The sequence below is a fragment of the Methylobacterium sp. PvR107 genome (assembly GCF_017833295.1).
In the GTDB taxonomy this organism is placed as follows: domain Bacteria; phylum Pseudomonadota; class Alphaproteobacteria; order Rhizobiales; family Beijerinckiaceae; genus Methylobacterium.
Genome location: NZ_JAFIBW010000001.1, coordinates 1,883,633 through 1,899,546, shown reverse-complemented (window position 1 = coordinate 1,899,546; position 15,914 = coordinate 1,883,633). Strand labels below are relative to the sequence as shown.

The window sequence follows — 15,914 nt, the reverse complement described above, 5'->3', positions numbered from 1 at the left end:
CAGGACGCGACACCATGCAGAACCCTCAACCCGGCTACGCACCGCGCTTCGATTCACCCGACTACGCGGCTTCGCTGCCCGTGCCGTTCGTCCGGGCGAGCCTCGGCGGCCGGACTATGGCGTATCTCCTCGATATCCTGTTCATCTTCGGGTTCACGGTCCTGCTGACGCTGCTGATCACCGTCGTCGGCGTCGTGACCTTCGGTCTGGGCTGGACTCTTTTCGCCATTCTGCCGGCGAGCGGGATCATCTACAGCGCGATCACGGTCGGCGGCGCGAAGCAGAGCACGATCGGCCAGCGGCTGATGGGGCTGCGGACCATCGCGCCCGAGAGCGGGGCGCGGGTCGACATCATCTCGGCGGCCGTCCACGCGCTGCTGTTCTACGTGGCGATCTCGACCTTCCTGCTCTGGTGCGTCGACATCGCCTTCGGGCTGATGCGGTCCGACCGGCGGCTCGGTCACGACCTGCTGCTCGGCCTCGCGGTCGTCCACGCGCGCTGAGGACGTTCTGACGCGACGAAAAACCCGCGGGCCGGCCGGCCGGGGGCATTGAGCCCGGCCACGCCACCTGTACACTGATAAGCCGGCACCGAGAGGCTGCATCCGGCGCAGAGTCCAGAAGAAGCGTGACCAGCCATCCCCGCGATACGCCGCAATTTTATCTCACCGCGCCTTCGCCGTGCCCCTACCTTCCGGGCCAGGAGGAGCGGAAGGTGTTCACCCACTTGGTCGGGCGCCGAGCCCGCGACCTGAACGAGATCCTGACCCAGGGCGGCTTTCGCCGCTCGCAGACCATCGCCTATCGTCCCGCTTGCGAGACCTGCCGCGCCTGCGTCTCCGTGCGTGTCGTCGTCGATGATTTTATGCCGAGCGCGAGCCAGCGGCGCATCCTGGCCCGCAACACGGATTGGGTCGGCACAGCGGAGCCGAACCGGCCAGCCTCGGAGCAGTACGCCCTGTTCCGCCGATACCTCGACGCGCGCCACGGCGACGGCGGCATGGTCGACATGACCGTCCTCGACTACGCCATGATGGTCGAGGACAGCCACGTCGACACGCACTTGGTCTCGTATCGACGGCACGGCCCAGACACGGCGATCACCGGGCGCGGTTCGGGCCCGCCGCTGGCCTTCTGCCTGACAGATGTCCTCGCCGACGGGCTGTCGATGGTCTACTCGTTCTACGATCCGACGGAGGCCGGGCGCTCGCCGGGGACCTTCATGATCCTCGACCATATCCGCCGGGCCCGCGAACTCGGTCTGCCGTATTTGTATCTCGGCTACTGGGTCGAGGGCTCGCGCAAGATGGATTACAAGTCCCGCTTCCGGCCTCAGGAGCGGCTGATGGGGCAGGGCTGGATGCGGACCGCGTGAGATCGCTGCACATGCCGCGTCCCACGGGCATGATCCGTATGCATTGAGCGGCCGGCCCGGCGCATGCTACCGGCCTCGCACGCAATCCGGACCGTGCCGAGGCCTTCATGATCCCCCGCTATAGCCGCCCCGCGATGACCGCGATCTGGTCGCCCGAGAGCCGGTTCCGGATCTGGTTCGAGATCGAGGCGCACGCGACGACCGCGCTGGCCGAGATCGGCGTGGTGCCGAAGGAGGCCGCCGAGACCGTCTGGGCGAAGGGCAGGGACGCCATCTTCGACGTGGCCCGGATCGACGCCATCGAGGCCGTGACGAAGCACGACGTGATCGCGTTCCTGACGCATCTCGCCGAGATCGTCGGTCCCGAGGCGCGCTTCGTCCACCAGGGCATGACCTCCTCGGACGTGCTCGACACCTGCCTCAACGTGCAACTCGTGCGCGCGGCCGACATCCTCATCGCCGATGTGGACGCGCTGCTGTCCGCCCTGAAGGCGCGGGCCTACGAGCACAAGCTCACGCCCACCATCGGCCGCTCGCACGGCATCCATGCGGAACCGGTGACCTTCGGGCTGAAGCTCGCCCAGGCCTATGCCGAGTTCGAGCGCAACCGGAGCCGGCTCGTGGCGGCCCGCGCGGAGGTCGCCACCTGCGCGATCTCCGGAGCCGTCGGCACCTTCGCCAACATCGACCCGCGCGTGGAGCAATACGTCGCCGAGAAGATGGGCCTGACCGCCGAACCGGTCTCAACCCAGGTCATCCCGCGCGACCGGCACGCGATGTTCTTCGCCACGCTCGGCGTCGTCGCCTCGTCGCTGGAGCGACTCGCCATCGAGATCCGCCACCTTCAGCGCACCGAGGTGCTGGAGGCCGAGGAGTTCTTCTCCGAGGGTCAGAAGGGCTCCTCGGCCATGCCGCACAAGCGCAACCCGGTGCTCACCGAGAACATCACCGGCCTCGCCCGCATGGTCCGCGGCTACGTCACGCCGGCGCTCGAGAACGTGGCGCTCTGGCACGAGCGCGACATCTCGCACTCGTCGGTCGAGCGGATGATCGGCCCGGACGCGACCGTGACCCTCGACTTTGCGCTCGCCCGCATGACCGGCGTGATCGAGAAGCTGCTGATCTACCCGGCCAACATGCAGAAGAACCTCGACCGGCTCGGCGGCCTCGTCCATTCGCAGCGGGTCCTGCTGGCGCTCACGCAGGCCGGCGTGTCGCGCGAGGATGCCTACCGTCTGGTCCAGCGCAACGCGATGCCGGTCTGGCGCGGGGAGGGCGACTTCCTGGCGCTCCTCAAGGCCGATCCCGAGGTCACCGCGGCGCTCGCGCCGGAGCAGATCGAGGAGTGCTTCGATCTCGGCTACCACTTCAAGCACGTGGACACGATCTTCTCGCGGGTGTTCGGCGCGCCCTGAGCGCCGCACGATTCCTGCTTGGGCCCGCGACGAACACAGGAAGGCAATCCGTGACCTCACCCCGCATCGTCTACCTCAACGGCGCATTCCTTCCCTTCGAGGAGGCCCGTGTGCCGATCATGGATCGCGGCTTCCTGTTCGCGGACGGGATCTACGAGGTCTCCGCGATCATCGACGGCATGCTCGTCGACAACGCCGCGCATCTCGCGCGCCTCGATCGCTCCCTGGGAGAGATCGGCATCCGCAACCCGCACGATGCCGCCGGCTGGGAGCGCCTGCAGACCGAGCTGGTCGCCCGCAACGGCGTCGCCGAGGGGCTCGTCTACATGCAGGTGACGCGCGGCGTCGCCGAGCGCGACTTCGCTTTCCCGAAAGGCGATGTCGCGCCGACCGTGATGATGTTCACGCAGGCCAAGACCGTGCTGGCCAACCCGCTCGCCGAGAGCGGCGCCCGGGTGATCACCGTCGAGGACCTGCGCTGGAAGCGTCGGGACATCAAGTCGGTGGCCCTGTTGGCGCAGGTGCTCGCCAAGCAGCAGGCGGCCGAGGCCGGTGTCGCCGAGGCCTGGATGGTCGAGGACGGGGCGGTGACGGAGGGCTCGTCGTCCACGGCCTTCATCGTCAGCCGCGAGCGGGTTCTCGTGACCCGCCCGCTATCCACGGCCCTGCTGCCCGGCATAACCCGGGCTTCGGTTCTGCGGCTCGCCCAGGAGGCGGATCTGCGGATCGAGGAGCGGCTGATCCCGGTTGCCGAGGCCTACGAAGCTCAGGAGGCGTTCTACACCAGCGCCTCGGCCTTCGTGATGCCGGTTGTGGAGATCGACGGGAAGCGGATCGGCGAAGGCCGGCCCGGCCCGCTGACCCGGCGCCTGCGCGAATTGTACATCGAGACGGCGCGCCAGGGCTGAGTCGGAGAGGTCTCTCTGGAAGGGGCAGGAACGGATGCTGCCCCCGGCTGTTCCTCCCCGAATTCGTATCCTGAGAGAGGGGAGGCCGATCGTGCCGAAGAAGTTCCTGCTCGCGGCGGTGGCGGCGACGCTGGTCGCGCTGCCCGCCTATGCCCAGAATCTCGATGCGCCTCTGAAAGGGCGCGATTCCGATCCGGCTCTCCCGTCCGGGACGCAGACGCCGCCGGACCGGGTTCGTCCGAGCGCGGATGCGCCGCCCAGGGACCAGTCGCTCAGCGACAAGCTTCAGCAGAACGACGGCGTCATCAAGCCGCCGGAGACCGGGACGACGGGAACCGTGGTCAAGCCCGACCAGTCCGGTTCGATGCCGGTGATCAAGCCCGATCAACTGCCGGGCCGCGCGCCCGGGACCGAGGCGAAGTAGGCATCCGCGCGGCAGCTATACCGGCTGCCATGCGGCGAATTGCTTGATTTCGCTGCCCGGATCGCGGAAACGGCTCACGACGTACGCCGCCCGCACCCGCGGACGGCGGCGTCCCGGTTTCCGTCGCGGGTAAGCAGGCAGGCATGGCCAACGTCGTCGTTGTGGGCGCCCAGTGGGGCGACGAGGGCAAGGGCAAGATCGTCGACTGGCTCTCCGAGCAGGCCGACATCGTGGTCCGGTTCCAGGGCGGGCACAATGCCGGCCACACGCTCGTCATCGACGGCGTGACCTATAAGCTCGCGCTGCTGCCGTCGGGCGTGGTCCGCGGCGGCAAGCTCTCGGTGATCGGCAACGGCGTGGTTGTCGACCCCTGGCACCTCGTCGACGAGATCGAGCGGATCAGGGCGCAAGGCGTCGAGGTCTCGCCCACATCCCTGCGGATCGCCGACAACGCCACGCTGATTCTGCCGCTCCACAGGGAGCTGGACCATTTTCGCGAAACGGCGAATACCGGGCTCAAGATCGGCACGACCAAACGCGGAATCGGGCCGGCTTACGAGGACAAGGTCGGGCGCCGGGCGATCCGCGTCGTCGATCTCGCCGATCCCGAGGCACTCCCGGCCAAGATCGAGCGCGTGCTGACCCACCACAACGCCCTGCGGCGCGGCCTCGGGATCGACGAGGTGAATGCCGAGGCGCTGCTTTCCGAGCTGACGGCGATCGCCCCGAAGATCCTGCCTTACGCCGACACCGTCTGGGCGCTGCTCGACGAGGAGCGCCGGGCCGGCAAGCGCATCCTGTTCGAGGGCGCGCAGGGCGCTTTGCTCGATGTCGATCACGGCACCTATCCCTTCGTCACCTCCTCCAACATCGTGGCCGCGCAGGCAGCGACGGGTTCGGGCCTCGGCCCGGGCGCGATCGGCTATGTGCTGGGCATCGCCAAGGCCTACACCACGCGGGTGGGCGAGGGGCCGTTCCCCACCGAGTTGTTCGACGAGATCGGCGAGACCATCGGCAGCCGTGGCCGCGAGTTCGGCGTGAATACCGGGCGCAAGCGACGCTGCGGCTGGTTCGATGCCGTCCTGGTCCGCCAGACCGTGCGCACCTCCGGCATCCATGGCATCGCGCTGACCAAGCTCGACATCCTCGACGGCTTCGAGGAGATCCGCGTCTGCACCGGCTACCTGCTGGACGGCCAACCGATCGACCACCTGCCGGCGAGCCAGGCCGCGCAGGCGCGGGTCGAGCCGGTCTACGAGGTGATCCCCGGCTGGTCCGAGACGACGGCGGGCGCCCGCTCCTGGGCGGATCTGCCGGCGCAAGCGATCAAGTATGTCCGCCGAATCGAGGAATTGATCGGCGCGCCGGTGGCACTCCTGTCGACCTCGCCGGAGCGCGACGACACGATCCTGATGCACAATCCCTTTGAGGATTGACGCGTCGCTCTCTATCCCGTTGACGGCGCAAGTTTTTGAACACCCCGACTGTATCCAGCCCGTGCCCGCTTGATCTAGAACGGGCGCGCGGACGGGCGGCCATCCTGATGGCTGCCCCGGCACCATCTCGGTCACCGAGGCGCGGACGCGGTTCCGCGCGGCGGATCACGACATAACCGGCCGACGGGCCGTGACCGACCCTGACGGGCGGGAGCGGCCCTCGGTCCCCGGCCCTCGACCGGTGCTGCCGGACGGTGGCCGAAGGGGGCGGACCAGGGCATCATGGCCGATTACTATCCGCTTCTGGCACGCGCTCTCGACGCGCTGCCGGATCGAACACCCGCCTTGCGCAAGGCGGTCTACGACCGCGCGCGCAACGCCCTGATCAGTCAGCTCCGCTCGCTCGATCCGCCCCTGTCCGAGAGCGACATCGACCTCGAGCGCCGGGCTCTCGATACCGCGATCGAGCGGCTCGAGATCGATCACGGGGGTCTGCCGGCTCCGGCCAACGACGCCGCGCAGGGGCCTGGACCGGCGCAGCCGGCGATCGAGGAGCCGGCGGACCGGACACCAGACATCCCGGAGCCGTCGCCGCCCCCGCCGGCGCTCACGGAGCCGGAGCCCGTCCTGCCCCCAGCCGGGCCGGTTGCCTTCGCTGCGCCGAGTCTCGCCCCTGAATCCAGGCCCGAACCCGAGGAGCCCCGCGAGGCCCCGCTCCCGATCGCGCCGCCACGCCCCGGCTCCGTCCAGATCGCCGCGCCAGAGACGCCGGAGCCGCCAGCTTCGGCGATCCCGACCGGCGCGGAAGAGCCCGACCTTTCCGCCGCTGGCGAGGCCGGCAGCGGACGCCAGCGTCCGCGCATCGAGGTGGTGCCGCCGCGCACAGGCCGTTCACGGGTGCTGCGCAACGTCTTCGTCGGCTCCGTGCTGGCGGTGGTGATCGGGCTCATCGCCGTGGCGGCGTTCCTTCTGCGCGACCGTCCGCAAACACTCCGTCCGAACGGGGCCGAAACGGCGGATACGCAGCAGCCCGAGGGCGACGCCAAGTTCGGCGATCGCGTCGGCGGCGACGCCGCGCCGGTGCCGAAGATCGCAGCGCGCCCGGAAGGTGGCGCGACGCCGCGCCCGGTCACGGCCCCGACCGAGGCCAGTGTCGCGGTCGCGCAACGGGCCGAACTGATCGAGGAAGCCTCGGGAACCGAGAACGCGCAGCCGACGAGCACATCCGGCCGGGTGACGTGGCGCCTCGAGACCGTCAACGGTGAGCAGGGGCAGCCGCTTCAGAGTGCGGTGGTCGCCACGGTCACGTTTCCCGACGCGGGGCTGACCCTGGTGATGACGCTCCAGCGCAATCTCGACACGACCTTACCGGCCTCGCACACGGTCAGTCTGGCTTTCAGCCAGACCGGCAACGGGCCAGCCCGCACCGTGCAGGATGTCGGCCTGCTGCAGGCGAAGGACGAGCAGAATGCCCGCGGATCGCCGGTCTCGGGCCTGCCGGTCCGCGTCCGTGACAACCTGTTCCTGATCGGCCTGTCGTCGCTGCCGAACGATGTCGAGCGGAACACCGATCTGCTGCTTCACCGCAACTGGTTCGATCTGGCTCTGCGCTACACCACCGGCAAGCGCGCGGTCCTGACGTTCGAGAAGGGATCAGCCGGCGCGCAGGTGTTTCAGAGCGCCTTCGAAACCTGGCAGTGAGTCACTGGTCACAGATGCCGGCGCGCAGTCGCGCGCCGGGCCGGTCCGTCAATGGGCCTCGATGCCGGCCCGGGGCAATTCACGGCTGGCGATGTTGCGCTTGACCGCTTCCTGAACCTTCTCGAAGGCGCGCACCTCGATCTGCCGCACCCGCTCGCGCGACACGCCGAACTCGCCCGAGAGATCCTCCAGGGTGATCGGGTCCTCGGCGAGCCGCCGGGCCTCGAAGATGCGCCGCTCGCGCGGATTGAGGACGCTCAGCGCATCGCGCAGAGCCGAGAGGCGGTTCTGCCCCTCCTGCTCACGGGCCAGCACAGTCTCCTGGCTGGGCGCGTTGTCGACGAGCCAATCCTGCCACTCGCCCTCGCCCTCCTCGCGCAAGGGGGCGTTGAGCGACGTGTCACCGGACAGGCGCCGGTTCATGTCGATCACGTCCTGTTCGGGCACGCCGAGGCGGGTCGCGATCTGCTTCACCTGATCGGGCTTGAGGTCGCCCTCGTCCAGAGCCGAGATCTTGCCCTTCGCCTTGCGCAGGTTGAAGAACAGCTTCTTCTGGTTCGCCGTGGTGCCCATCTTCACGAGCGACCAGGATCGAAGGATGTATTCCTGGATTGCCGCCTTGATCCACCACATGGCGTAGGTGGCGAGCCGGAAGCCCTTGTCGGGATCGAAACGCTTGACCGCCTGCATGAGGCCGACATTGCCCTCGGACACCACCTCGCCGATCGGCAGCCCGTAGCCGCGATAACCCATCGCGATCTTCGCGACGAGGCGCAGGTGCGAGGTCACGAGCCTGTGCGCAGCCTCCCGGTCGCCGGCTTCACGCCAGCTCTTGGCCAGGGTGAACTCTTCCGTCGGCTCCAGCATCGGGAACTTGCGGATTTCATCGAGGTAGCGCGACAGGCCACCTTCGTTGGCGAGCACGGGTAGCGCACCGGCCATGGCTTTCTCCTGAACCTATGTCCCCCTTGAGGGCGGACGCGACGGGCAATAGTGCCGTCCACTCGGGCCGCTCTTGAGCCGACCCTGCCGACCACCCATCTCATACGGGTTGCCGGGGAGCCGGTCGCGGTTGAAGACACTCACGTCGTCATCAACGCGCCAACGGCCGATTAAGTCGTACCATGTCACGAAGTGACGCGGTACGGGGTGACCTTTCGCACGTTGCTCGGCTCCGGTTACAGTCGCGCGGGACTCTCGGCTTCTGACCGCAGCGCCGTCACGAGTTCGGTGAGATCGGGCGGCAGGCGGCTCTCGAAACGAAGGGTCTGCCGCGTGCGCGGGTGGCTGAATCCGAGCATTTCCGCGTGGAGTGCCTGCCGGCCCAAAGCTGCAAGCGCGTCGCGCGCTGCCGGCTTCAAGCGCGCGGCCTTGGTGCGGAAAGCGCCGCCGTAGACACTGTCGCCGAGGAGCGGGTGGCCGCGATGGGCGAGGTGCACGCGGATCTGGTGCGTCCGCCCGGTTTCGAGCTGGCAACGGACCAGGGTCGCCTCCGGATAGGTCTCGGCGACCGCGTAATGCGTCACCGCGTGGCGGCCGGCCTCATCGGAAACGACCGCGATCTTCTCGCGATGGTAGCGGGAGCGCGCCAGATTCGCCCGGATGGTGCCGGTGCGCGGCTGCGGCAACCCCCAGACCACGGCCATGTAGGCGCGTTCCAGCGGCCCGGTCCGGCCATGGTCGGCAAACTGGCTGGTCAGCCCCTGATGGGCGGCATCGTTCTTCGCGACCACGATCAGGCCGCTCGTATCCTTGTCGAGGCGATGGACGATGCCGGGCCGGCGAACGCCGCCGATCCCCGAGAGGCTCGCGCCGCAATGGGCGATCAGGGCGTTGACCAGGGTCCCGCTCTCGTGTCCGGGCGCCGGATGGACGACGAGCCCGGCCGGCTTGTCGATCACGATCAGGTCGTCGTCCTCGTACACGATCGGCAGGTCGACGGCCTCCGCCGCCGGCTCGGCGGCCTTAGGCTGCGGCACCGTCAGGGCGAGCTGCACGCCGGCACCGACCTTCGATGCGGGATCGCGCAGCGATGTGCCGTCCCCCCGGCGCACCTGACCCTCACGGATGAGATCCTGCAACCGGGCTCGCGACAGGTCCGGGAACAGGGCCACCAATGCCCGGTCGAGCCGGACACCGCCCTCCGCGACAATCCCGAACCGCTCTTCGACGTCCTTGTCCACCACGATCCGTCCGCATCCGATTCGATCCGCCGACGCGGATTTCCTGAGGAAGGCTCTTGCTCCCCCGGCGGGTCGTGGCTATAGCACCCCCGCGCCGCCGGAAAGCTCCCATCGTCTAGCGGTCTAGGACGTCGCCCTCTCACGGCGAAAACAGGGGTTCGATTCCCCTTGGGAGCGCCACCGGCGCATTTTTCTTCCCTCTGGACACCGCCTTGACGGAGGTGGGATCCGAACCTGCTTCCGCGGTGGGACCGTGCCGTCTGGCACAGATGCGCGTGTCTCGGACGCTCGGCTGCCATGGGCCCGGGCCGTGGCGTTCCGTCCCGGATGCCGCGCGCGAGCCGACCGCGGCTGGCGCGATCGTGTGCCGTTGCGGATCCTGGTCGGCGGTGCGGATGACTGGACGGGCGCGACCGCCTTTCAGAGCCTTGCCGCGGACGCCCAGGCGCGCGGCGAGCCCGTCGCCATCCCGGTGTATCTTGCCGCCGACCACGATTTCGATCACCCGGACCGGCCGATCCGAGAGCGGCGGGGCTTGGCCCGCTCGGTGGCCGGCGACGGGGTCGCCCCTATCGGCACGGATCCGGCCGCGCGAGCCGACGGTCTGATCCGCGTGGCCGCCGTCCTGGCACGATAGGCTCCTCCGAAGCCCTGCGGAGACATCGGCCTGCGTTCGGAGAGAGGCGAGGGCGCTTGTGGCTTCGATCCGGCCGGTCTTACCGGTTCCGCTCGAAAAATTGCCTGGCGCAAGCGGCGGCCGGATTAAGGCGGAACAACGGACGTCTACCTCTCGCAACGCCAAGGGTTCTCATCGCGAACGAACCCGCTCGGCTCAAGAGGAAGTTCATGCGTTCATTCGTTCTCGGCGCCATCCTTGCCGCCCTGATCCCGCTGTCAGTTCAGGCCCAGGAGGCCGGCGACGCGGCCGCCGGCGAGAAGGCATTCGCCCCGTGCAAGGCGTGCCACAACTTCCAGAAGAACGGCGTGGGTCCGGACCTGAAGGGCGTCGTCGGCCGCAAGGCGGGCACCTATGAGGGCTACAACTACTCCGCCGCGCTGAAGAATTCCGGCTTGACCTGGGACGAGGCCACACTCCACGAATGGCTGAAGAACCCGAAGGCGAAGGTTCCGGGCAACAAGATGATCTTCCAGGGCTACCCGGACGACAAGAAGATCAACGACGTGATCGCCTACCTCAAGACGCAGTCCTGAGCCGGGCGCGAATCGTGCGCCGACAAAGGCAGATGTGCCCTTGTCGGCTCTTTTGTCGTGCGGTCAGTGCACAATTTATTTCGTAGGTACTAGGCGTAAACACGGGTCGTGTCATCGTAATATTTGAGTCTATTTGTCACCGCGAGGGCTATTCGGCATCTGCGGTAATGCTAGACTTCGCAAAGGCGCTCGGCGTAACGCACCGAACGCCGTCTTCCTTCAACCCCGCCGGCATCGCCGCGCGGGGTCCTTTTTCGGTTCAGGCCTCACCCAGCACGCGGATCAGCCGGTCGCGCGCCCGGCTCACACGGCTCTTCACGGTGCCGGGAGGGCAGCCGAGCACAACCGCGGCGTCGTCGTAGGGGAGGCCCTCGACCGCGATCAGCATCAGCGCCTCGCGGTGCGGCGGTTCGAGGCGGTCGAGGGCGGCCTGCACCTCCTGCAAGTGCAGCGCGTGATCCTGTCCCGCCGGCTCCGTCAAGGCGGCGGCGTGAAGGCCGTTGGGATCCGGAACCTCGTACCGACGCTTGCGGCGCCCGTTGATGAAGCCGTTGCGCAGGATCGTGAACAGCCAGGCAACAAGGCTGGTACCCGGTTGAAACCGTTCGCGATGCTCCCAGGCCTTGAGCAGCGTGAGCTGCACGAGGTCGTCGGCCTCGCTGCTGTCGAAGGCCAGCGACATGGCGTACCGGCGCAGGCGCGGCACTATGCCGATCAGCTCGTCCTTGAAGGCGCCAGGAACCTGTCGGTCGGCCTCGGCGGCATCGAGCGCCGCCGAGAGGCGTGCCAGGACCCTACCAAGGCGGGAGCCTGGATCAATCTCTACAACTTCTGAATAGTATTGCCGCAGCTGCTCGCCGAGCTGGGCATGCACCTGGGAAATGACGGAGCCGGACGCATCGGCCGGTTCCCGCTGTTTGTCGGCGGGCTGCACGGATAGCACTCGTGTCGATTGGGAAAGGTCGCCTGCTCGGCGGGTGATGGGGCCCATGTGAGGCCCGATCATTTATCACTAACTGAAATCGCCCACGTCAATGATGCGAGTATACCAGGAAAATAACATGGGTGGTGGAACCCGCTTGCGCGCAACCCGTTTGTGCCCCGCTGCCGAATGGGCAGGGACGGTACCAAGGGTTGAGACAGGCTGTGACGGCTGGTGTCGACAGGCATGAACTCCGGCAGATCATCGCCGGCCTCAGCGAGGGCGTGATCCTGGTCGAGCCCGACCAGACCATCGCGTACGCCAACGAAGCCGCGCTCGCGATGCACGGCGCCGAAAGCCTCGACGAACTCGGATCGACCGTCGATGCGTACCGGCAGCGCTTCGCCCTGCGCTACCGCAACAATCTCACGCCGAACCATTACCCGATCGAGCGCGTCCTCGCGGGCGAGCGGTTCCACGATGTGATCGTCGAGGTGAAACGCGCCGACAAGCCCGACATGGATTTCGTCCATTCGCTGCGCAGTCTGGTGGCCACCGACCGCGACGGCAATCCGAGCTGCCTGGCGCTGATCCTCAAGGATGTGTCCGACCAGTTCGAGGCTGAGGCGCGCTTCGAGGCGACCTTCAACGCCAATCCCGCGCCCGCGGTGATCACGCGCTTGTCCGACCTGCGGCACGTCAAGGTCAATCACGGCTTCCTGGAGATGACCGGCTACACCCGCGATGCCGTGATCGGCCGCAGCGTCTACGAGGTCGACGTTCTGGCAGGCTCGCGTAACCGGGATCTCGCGGTCTCGCGCCTGAACGAGGGGGCCACCATCCCGCAGATGGAGGCCTGCCTGGATCTGCCCGACGGCGGCTCGCGCTTCGTCATCGTGGCGGGCCAGCCGATCGCCATGGGCGACGAGCCCTGCATGCTGTTCACCTTCGCGGATCTCGATCTGCGCCGGAAAGCCGAGACCGCCCTGCGGCAGAGCGAAGAGCGCTTCGCCAAGGCGTTCCGGCTGACGCCCGTTCCCACCGTCTTGGTGCGGGCCGAGAATTACCAGGTCACCGGCGTCAACGAAGCCTTCGGCCGCGTCTTCGGCCTGGGCGAGGACCGCATCGTCGGCCGCAGCCTGACCGAGGCCGGGCTGTGGGTGAGCGACGCGCAACGCCTTCAGGTCGAGGCGGCGCTGGATCGGAACGGCTCCGTGCGCGGCGCCGAGGTGTGCCTGAGACACGAAAGCGGCGCCCACCTCGACTGTCTCGTCTCCGCCGAGCGGGTCGCCATCAACGAGGCCGGGTTCGTGCTCCTGGTCGTCCAGGACATCACGGAGCGCAAGCATTCCGAGCGCGAATTGTTTGATGCGATCGAGACCGTGATGGCCGATACCTCGTGGTTCAGCCGGGGCCTGATCGAGAAGCTGGCTAACCTGCGCCGGCCCGACCGCGAAGGAGCGGATGGCTCGGCGCCCAACCTCACGGTCCGGGAACGCCAGATCCTGAACCTCATCTGTTCGGGCCTCGACGATGACGCGATCGCCCGGAAGCTCAGACTGTCGCGCAACACCGTGCGCAATCATGGCGCTGCGCTCTACCGTAAGCTCGGCATCCACAAACGAAGCGAAGCGGTCGTCTGGGGGCGGGAGAACGGGTTCCCGCTGAGCATACCGGCAGATGAAGATCACTCTACCGGTACATCTGCATCATTGATCGGCATGGACGGGCGCACATCTTTCGGTCGAGGACCGAACGTCTCGCGGACCACGAAGCGCCCATGACCGAAAACAGGAATTCACCTTCCGCCGATCACCTCAAGGCCTCCGTGATGGAAGCCATTGGCAAGCTGACCGGCGAGAGCCGGGTCGAAGCCAAGGGGCGGCGCAATAAGCGCGGCGTTCGCGCGGCCGAGCCCGACGGAGCCGCGCCGGGACGATCCAAGCCCTCGGGCCCGGATCAGCGCTAGCGCGAACCGATCCGGCGCCCTTTGGCTGGGCGCCGCGCAATCGAACACAACCAGAGAGGAGAACGACATGGTCGACACGGATCGTATTACGGGCGCCGCGCGGGAGCTTGGCGGCAAGGTACAGGGCGCTGTCGGCGACCTGACCGGATCCAAGCGGGACTCCCTTGAGGGCCGTGCCCGCGAGGCGGCCGGTCAGGCCGAGGGGGTCTACGGTCAGGCGAAGGACACGATCCGCGGCGCTGCCAAGCAGGTTGCCGATACCGCCCGCGACCTCGGCGGCAAGCTTCGTGACGCGGTGGATGACCGCATCGGATCGGACGATGCCGAAACCCGCGTTCGCCGCGCCCAGGGCGCCGTGGAGGATCACTACGTCCGGGCCGAGCGCGGCGTGCGTCGCGCCGCCGACGAGGCCTACGACTATGCCGAGGACGCCTATGAGCGCGGCGGCCATTACCTGCGCCGCGGCAGCCGTGAGGTCAGCCATCAGGTGGCTGAGTATCCGCTGGCTTCCCTGTTGATCGCCGGCTTGGCCGGGTTCGGCCTCGGCCTCCTCGTCAGCGCCTCCCGCGACTGAGCCGCCAGCTTCTCTCAATCGTCAACGACCCAAGACCCGGAGTGATAGAGTGACCACCATCCAGAGCGTTGCAACACCCCTCGGCGCCGACGCGCACGCCGATACGCGTGCCGTCGTGCTGAACCAAGTCTCCTGGGGTGCCATCTTCGCCGGCGCCGTGACCGCGCTGGTGACCCAGGTCGTCGTCAATCTCGTCGGCGTCGGCGTCGGGTTGGCCTCGGTGGGCACCAACGGCGCCGACAACCCGGCGGCCTCCACCGTCTCGCTGGGCGCGGGCGTATGGTTCGTCGCCTCCGGCATCGTCGCCTCGCTGGCTGGTGGGGCCATCGCGGGCCGACTCTCCGGCAAGCCGCTGCCGGGTGCGGCCGCCCTGCACGGCCTGGTGTCCTGGGCGGTCACGACCCTGGTGGTTCTTTACCTTCTGACGTCGGCCGCCAGCGGCTTGATCGGCGGCACGCTCAGCACGGTTTCGGGCGCGCTGGGTGGCGCGGGCAATCTCGTCGGCGGCACCGTGCAGACCGCCGCGCAGGCCGCGGCCCCGTCCCTGACCAAGATCCAGAACCCGCTGGACGGCATCGAGCAGAAGGTCCGCGAGCAGGCCTCCGGTCAGGATCCCCAGGCGGCCCGCGATGCGGCGGTTGCAGCCATCAAGGCGCTGTTCACGGGCGACGCGAACCAGAAGCAGCAGGCCGAGGCCCGCGCGGCCGACGCCCTGGCCAAGGCGCAGAACATCCCGGTCGATCAGGCCCGCCAGCAGGTGCAGGATTACGAGAAGCAGTACGAGCAGGCGGTGTCCACCGCCAAGCAGAAGGCTGAAGCGGCCGCCGTGACGGCGAAGTCGGCGGCCACCCAGGGCGCCTTCTACGCCGCCCTGGCGCTGGTCCTCGGAGCGCTCGCTGCCTTCTTCGGCGGCCGTCTCGGCGCCCCGAAGCCCGCGACCCTGCTCGGCGCCTACGAGACCCGCCGTCTCTGATCCCCATCGGCTCCCGCATGTGCGCGGGAGCCGCTCATACCGGCGCGAGGCCGGCCAACCCACCTGAAGGAGAGCACGCGATGAGCAGCACCACCGACAAGATCAAGGGCCTGGCCAACGAAGCTGTCGGCAACGTCAAGCAGGCAGCCGGCAAGGCAACCGGCAGCGACAAGCTCGTGGCCGAGGGCAAGGCCCAGGAACTGAAGGGCGAGGCGCAGAAGACGGTCGGCGACGTCAAGGACGGCGCCAAGAACCTCGCCGACAAGGTCACCGGCAAGCGGTGATCTCAAGGATGGCGCCGGCAGGCCCGGCGTCATCCATGCCTGCGAGGCGGACACCCCATCGCGACAGACGATTTAGAGACAGGAGTTCCCCATGAACCGCGACCAGATCCGTGGCGCGTCCCGTCACCTCAAGGGTCGCGCCCAGACGACCCTCGGCGGCATCACCGGCGATCCCGCCCGACAGGTCCGCGGCGCCGTGAATCAGGTCGCCGGCGGCGCGCAATATGCCTATGGCCGCGCCCGGGACCGGGCCGAGGATCTCGCCGAAGACGGTCGCCACCTCGCCGAGGTCGCGCGCGCGCGGGCCGATCGCCTGATCGACGATGGTCGCCAGCGGGCTCGGGAGACCGCCCGGGACCTGAGCCGTCGCGGCGAGATCTACGGACGCCGTGCGGTCAGCACGATCGACCGCAACCGCACCAACACGCTGCTCGGGCTGGGTGCGCTGGCCTTCGCGGCCGGCTGGCTCGCTCGACGCACTCGCTGATCAAGGAGTTTTGAACCATGCTGCGCAAGATCCTGACGGCCTTCATCGTGC

The 15,914-nt window shown here is 68.1% G+C and carries 18 protein-coding genes and 1 tRNA gene; 16 read left to right on the top strand and 3 right to left on the bottom strand.

The window, feature by feature from the left end:
• Window positions 1-14 precede the first annotated feature (14 nt).
• From JOE48_RS08775 to JOE48_RS08745, 7 genes are all read left to right on the top strand, one after another.
• Window positions 15-503, top strand: coding sequence for an RDD family protein (locus JOE48_RS08775; RefSeq protein WP_210029229.1), 489 nt, complete (start codon window positions 15-17; stop codon window positions 501-503).
• 125 nt (window positions 504-628) lie between these two features.
• Window positions 629-1,375, top strand: a complete 747-nt coding sequence (locus JOE48_RS08770) for an arginyltransferase (RefSeq protein WP_210029228.1) — start codon at window positions 629-631, stop codon at window positions 1,373-1,375.
• 107 nt (window positions 1,376-1,482) lie between these two features.
• A complete protein-coding gene (purB, locus tag JOE48_RS08765; protein ID WP_210029227.1) occupies window positions 1,483-2,790 on the top strand; it encodes an adenylosuccinate lyase in 1,308 nt (435 codons plus the stop codon).
• Window positions 2,791-2,840: 50 nt separating this feature from the next.
• Complete coding sequence (locus JOE48_RS08760) at window positions 2,841-3,698, top strand: D-amino-acid transaminase (protein WP_210029226.1); 858 nt, start codon at window positions 2,841-2,843, stop codon at window positions 3,696-3,698.
• Between the two features lie 91 nt (window positions 3,699-3,789).
• Window positions 3,790-4,122 carry a hypothetical protein gene (locus JOE48_RS08755; RefSeq protein ID WP_210029225.1) on the top strand — a complete coding sequence of 111 codons (333 nt, stop codon included), beginning with the start codon at window positions 3,790-3,792 and terminating at the stop codon, window positions 4,120-4,122.
• Window positions 4,123-4,265: 143 nt separating this feature from the next.
• A complete protein-coding gene (locus tag JOE48_RS08750; protein WP_210029224.1) occupies window positions 4,266-5,558 on the top strand; it encodes an adenylosuccinate synthase in 1,293 nt (430 codons plus the stop codon).
• 282 nt (window positions 5,559-5,840) lie between these two features.
• Window positions 5,841-7,259 (top strand): histidine kinase, encoded by a 1,419-nt coding sequence (locus tag JOE48_RS08745; protein ID WP_210029222.1) that lies wholly within the window; start codon window positions 5,841-5,843, stop codon window positions 7,257-7,259.
• Window positions 7,260-7,307: 48 nt separating this feature from the next.
• Here JOE48_RS08745 and rpoH read toward each other — a convergent pair whose 3' ends face one another.
• Entirely contained in the window at window positions 7,308-8,201 is an 894-nt protein-coding gene (gene rpoH, locus JOE48_RS08740) for an RNA polymerase sigma factor RpoH (protein WP_210029221.1), read from the bottom strand.
• Window positions 8,202-8,437: 236 nt separating this feature from the next.
• Entirely contained in the window at window positions 8,438-9,442 is a 1,005-nt protein-coding gene (locus JOE48_RS08735; RefSeq protein WP_409518570.1) for an RluA family pseudouridine synthase, read from the bottom strand.
• 104 nt (window positions 9,443-9,546) lie between these two features.
• Here JOE48_RS08735 and JOE48_RS08730 point away from each other — a divergent pair.
• From JOE48_RS08730 to JOE48_RS08720, 3 genes are all read left to right on the top strand, one after another.
• Window positions 9,547-9,622, top strand: a tRNA-Glu gene (locus JOE48_RS08730).
• Window positions 9,623-9,812: 190 nt separating this feature from the next.
• The gene (locus JOE48_RS08725; RefSeq protein WP_210029219.1) at window positions 9,813-10,079 is read left to right on the top strand and encodes a hypothetical protein; all 267 of its coding nucleotides are present in this window, start codon (window positions 9,813-9,815) and stop codon (window positions 10,077-10,079) included.
• A gap of 209 nt (window positions 10,080-10,288) precedes the next feature.
• Window positions 10,289-10,654, top strand: coding sequence for a c-type cytochrome (locus tag JOE48_RS08720; RefSeq protein WP_210029218.1), 366 nt, complete (start codon window positions 10,289-10,291; stop codon window positions 10,652-10,654).
• Window positions 10,655-10,913: 259 nt separating this feature from the next.
• Here JOE48_RS08720 and JOE48_RS08715 read toward each other — a convergent pair whose 3' ends face one another.
• Window positions 10,914-11,645: a sigma-70 family RNA polymerase sigma factor gene (locus tag JOE48_RS08715; RefSeq protein WP_210029217.1), complete on the bottom strand. Its 732-nt coding sequence runs from the start codon at window positions 11,643-11,645 to the stop codon at window positions 10,914-10,916.
• A 155-nt stretch (window positions 11,646-11,800) separates the two neighbouring features.
• Here JOE48_RS08715 and JOE48_RS08710 point away from each other — a divergent pair, with 155 nt between their 5' ends.
• The 6 genes from JOE48_RS08710 (at window position 11,801) to JOE48_RS08685 (ending at window position 15,863) form a co-directional block, all read left to right on the top strand.
• Entirely contained in the window at window positions 11,801-13,360 is a 1,560-nt protein-coding gene (locus JOE48_RS08710; protein ID WP_210029216.1) for a helix-turn-helix transcriptional regulator, read from the top strand.
• On the top strand, window positions 13,357-13,545 hold the full coding sequence (locus JOE48_RS08705; protein WP_210029215.1) for a CsbD family protein: 189 nt from the start codon (window positions 13,357-13,359) through the stop codon (window positions 13,543-13,545). The genes JOE48_RS08710 and JOE48_RS08705 overlap by 4 nt, the downstream gene beginning before the upstream one ends.
• Before the next feature lie 67 nt (window positions 13,546-13,612).
• Complete coding sequence (locus JOE48_RS08700; protein ID WP_210029213.1) at window positions 13,613-14,119, top strand: CsbD family protein; 507 nt, start codon at window positions 13,613-13,615, stop codon at window positions 14,117-14,119.
• 49 nt (window positions 14,120-14,168) lie between these two features.
• Complete coding sequence (locus JOE48_RS08695; protein WP_210029212.1) at window positions 14,169-15,092, top strand: PhnA-like protein; 924 nt, start codon at window positions 14,169-14,171, stop codon at window positions 15,090-15,092.
• An 80-nt stretch (window positions 15,093-15,172) separates the two neighbouring features.
• Window positions 15,173-15,376 (top strand): CsbD family protein, encoded by a 204-nt coding sequence (locus JOE48_RS08690; RefSeq protein WP_210029211.1) that lies wholly within the window; start codon window positions 15,173-15,175, stop codon window positions 15,374-15,376.
• A 91-nt stretch (window positions 15,377-15,467) separates the two neighbouring features.
• On the top strand, window positions 15,468-15,863 hold the full coding sequence (locus tag JOE48_RS08685; RefSeq protein ID WP_210029210.1) for a CsbD family protein: 396 nt from the start codon (window positions 15,468-15,470) through the stop codon (window positions 15,861-15,863).
• Window positions 15,864-15,914 lie beyond the last annotated feature (51 nt).

Excerpts from the sequence above, each read along its gene's own strand:
- JOE48_RS08715 (WP_210029217.1), bottom strand. The coding sequence starts at position 11,645 with ATGGGCCCCATCACCCGCCGAGCAGGCGACCTTTCCCAATCGACACGA.
- JOE48_RS08705 (WP_210029215.1), top strand. The coding sequence starts at position 13,357 with ATGACCGAAAACAGGAATTCACCTTCCGCCGATCACCTCAAGGCCTCC.
- JOE48_RS08720 (WP_210029218.1), top strand. The coding sequence starts at position 10,289 with ATGCGTTCATTCGTTCTCGGCGCCATCCTTGCCGCCCTGATCCCGCTG.
- JOE48_RS08685 (WP_210029210.1), top strand. The coding sequence starts at position 15,468 with ATGAACCGCGACCAGATCCGTGGCGCGTCCCGTCACCTCAAGGGTCGC.
- JOE48_RS08700 (WP_210029213.1), top strand. The coding sequence starts at position 13,613 with ATGGTCGACACGGATCGTATTACGGGCGCCGCGCGGGAGCTTGGCGGC.
- JOE48_RS08745 (WP_210029222.1), top strand. The coding sequence starts at position 5,841 with ATGGCCGATTACTATCCGCTTCTGGCACGCGCTCTCGACGCGCTGCCG.
- purB (WP_210029227.1), top strand. The coding sequence starts at position 1,483 with ATGATCCCCCGCTATAGCCGCCCCGCGATGACCGCGATCTGGTCGCCC.
- JOE48_RS08750 (WP_210029224.1), top strand. The coding sequence starts at position 4,266 with ATGGCCAACGTCGTCGTTGTGGGCGCCCAGTGGGGCGACGAGGGCAAG.
- JOE48_RS08690 (WP_210029211.1), top strand. The coding sequence starts at position 15,173 with ATGAGCAGCACCACCGACAAGATCAAGGGCCTGGCCAACGAAGCTGTC.
- rpoH (WP_210029221.1), bottom strand. The coding sequence starts at position 8,201 with ATGGCCGGTGCGCTACCCGTGCTCGCCAACGAAGGTGGCCTGTCGCGC.
- JOE48_RS08775 (WP_210029229.1), top strand. The coding sequence starts at position 15 with ATGCAGAACCCTCAACCCGGCTACGCACCGCGCTTCGATTCACCCGAC.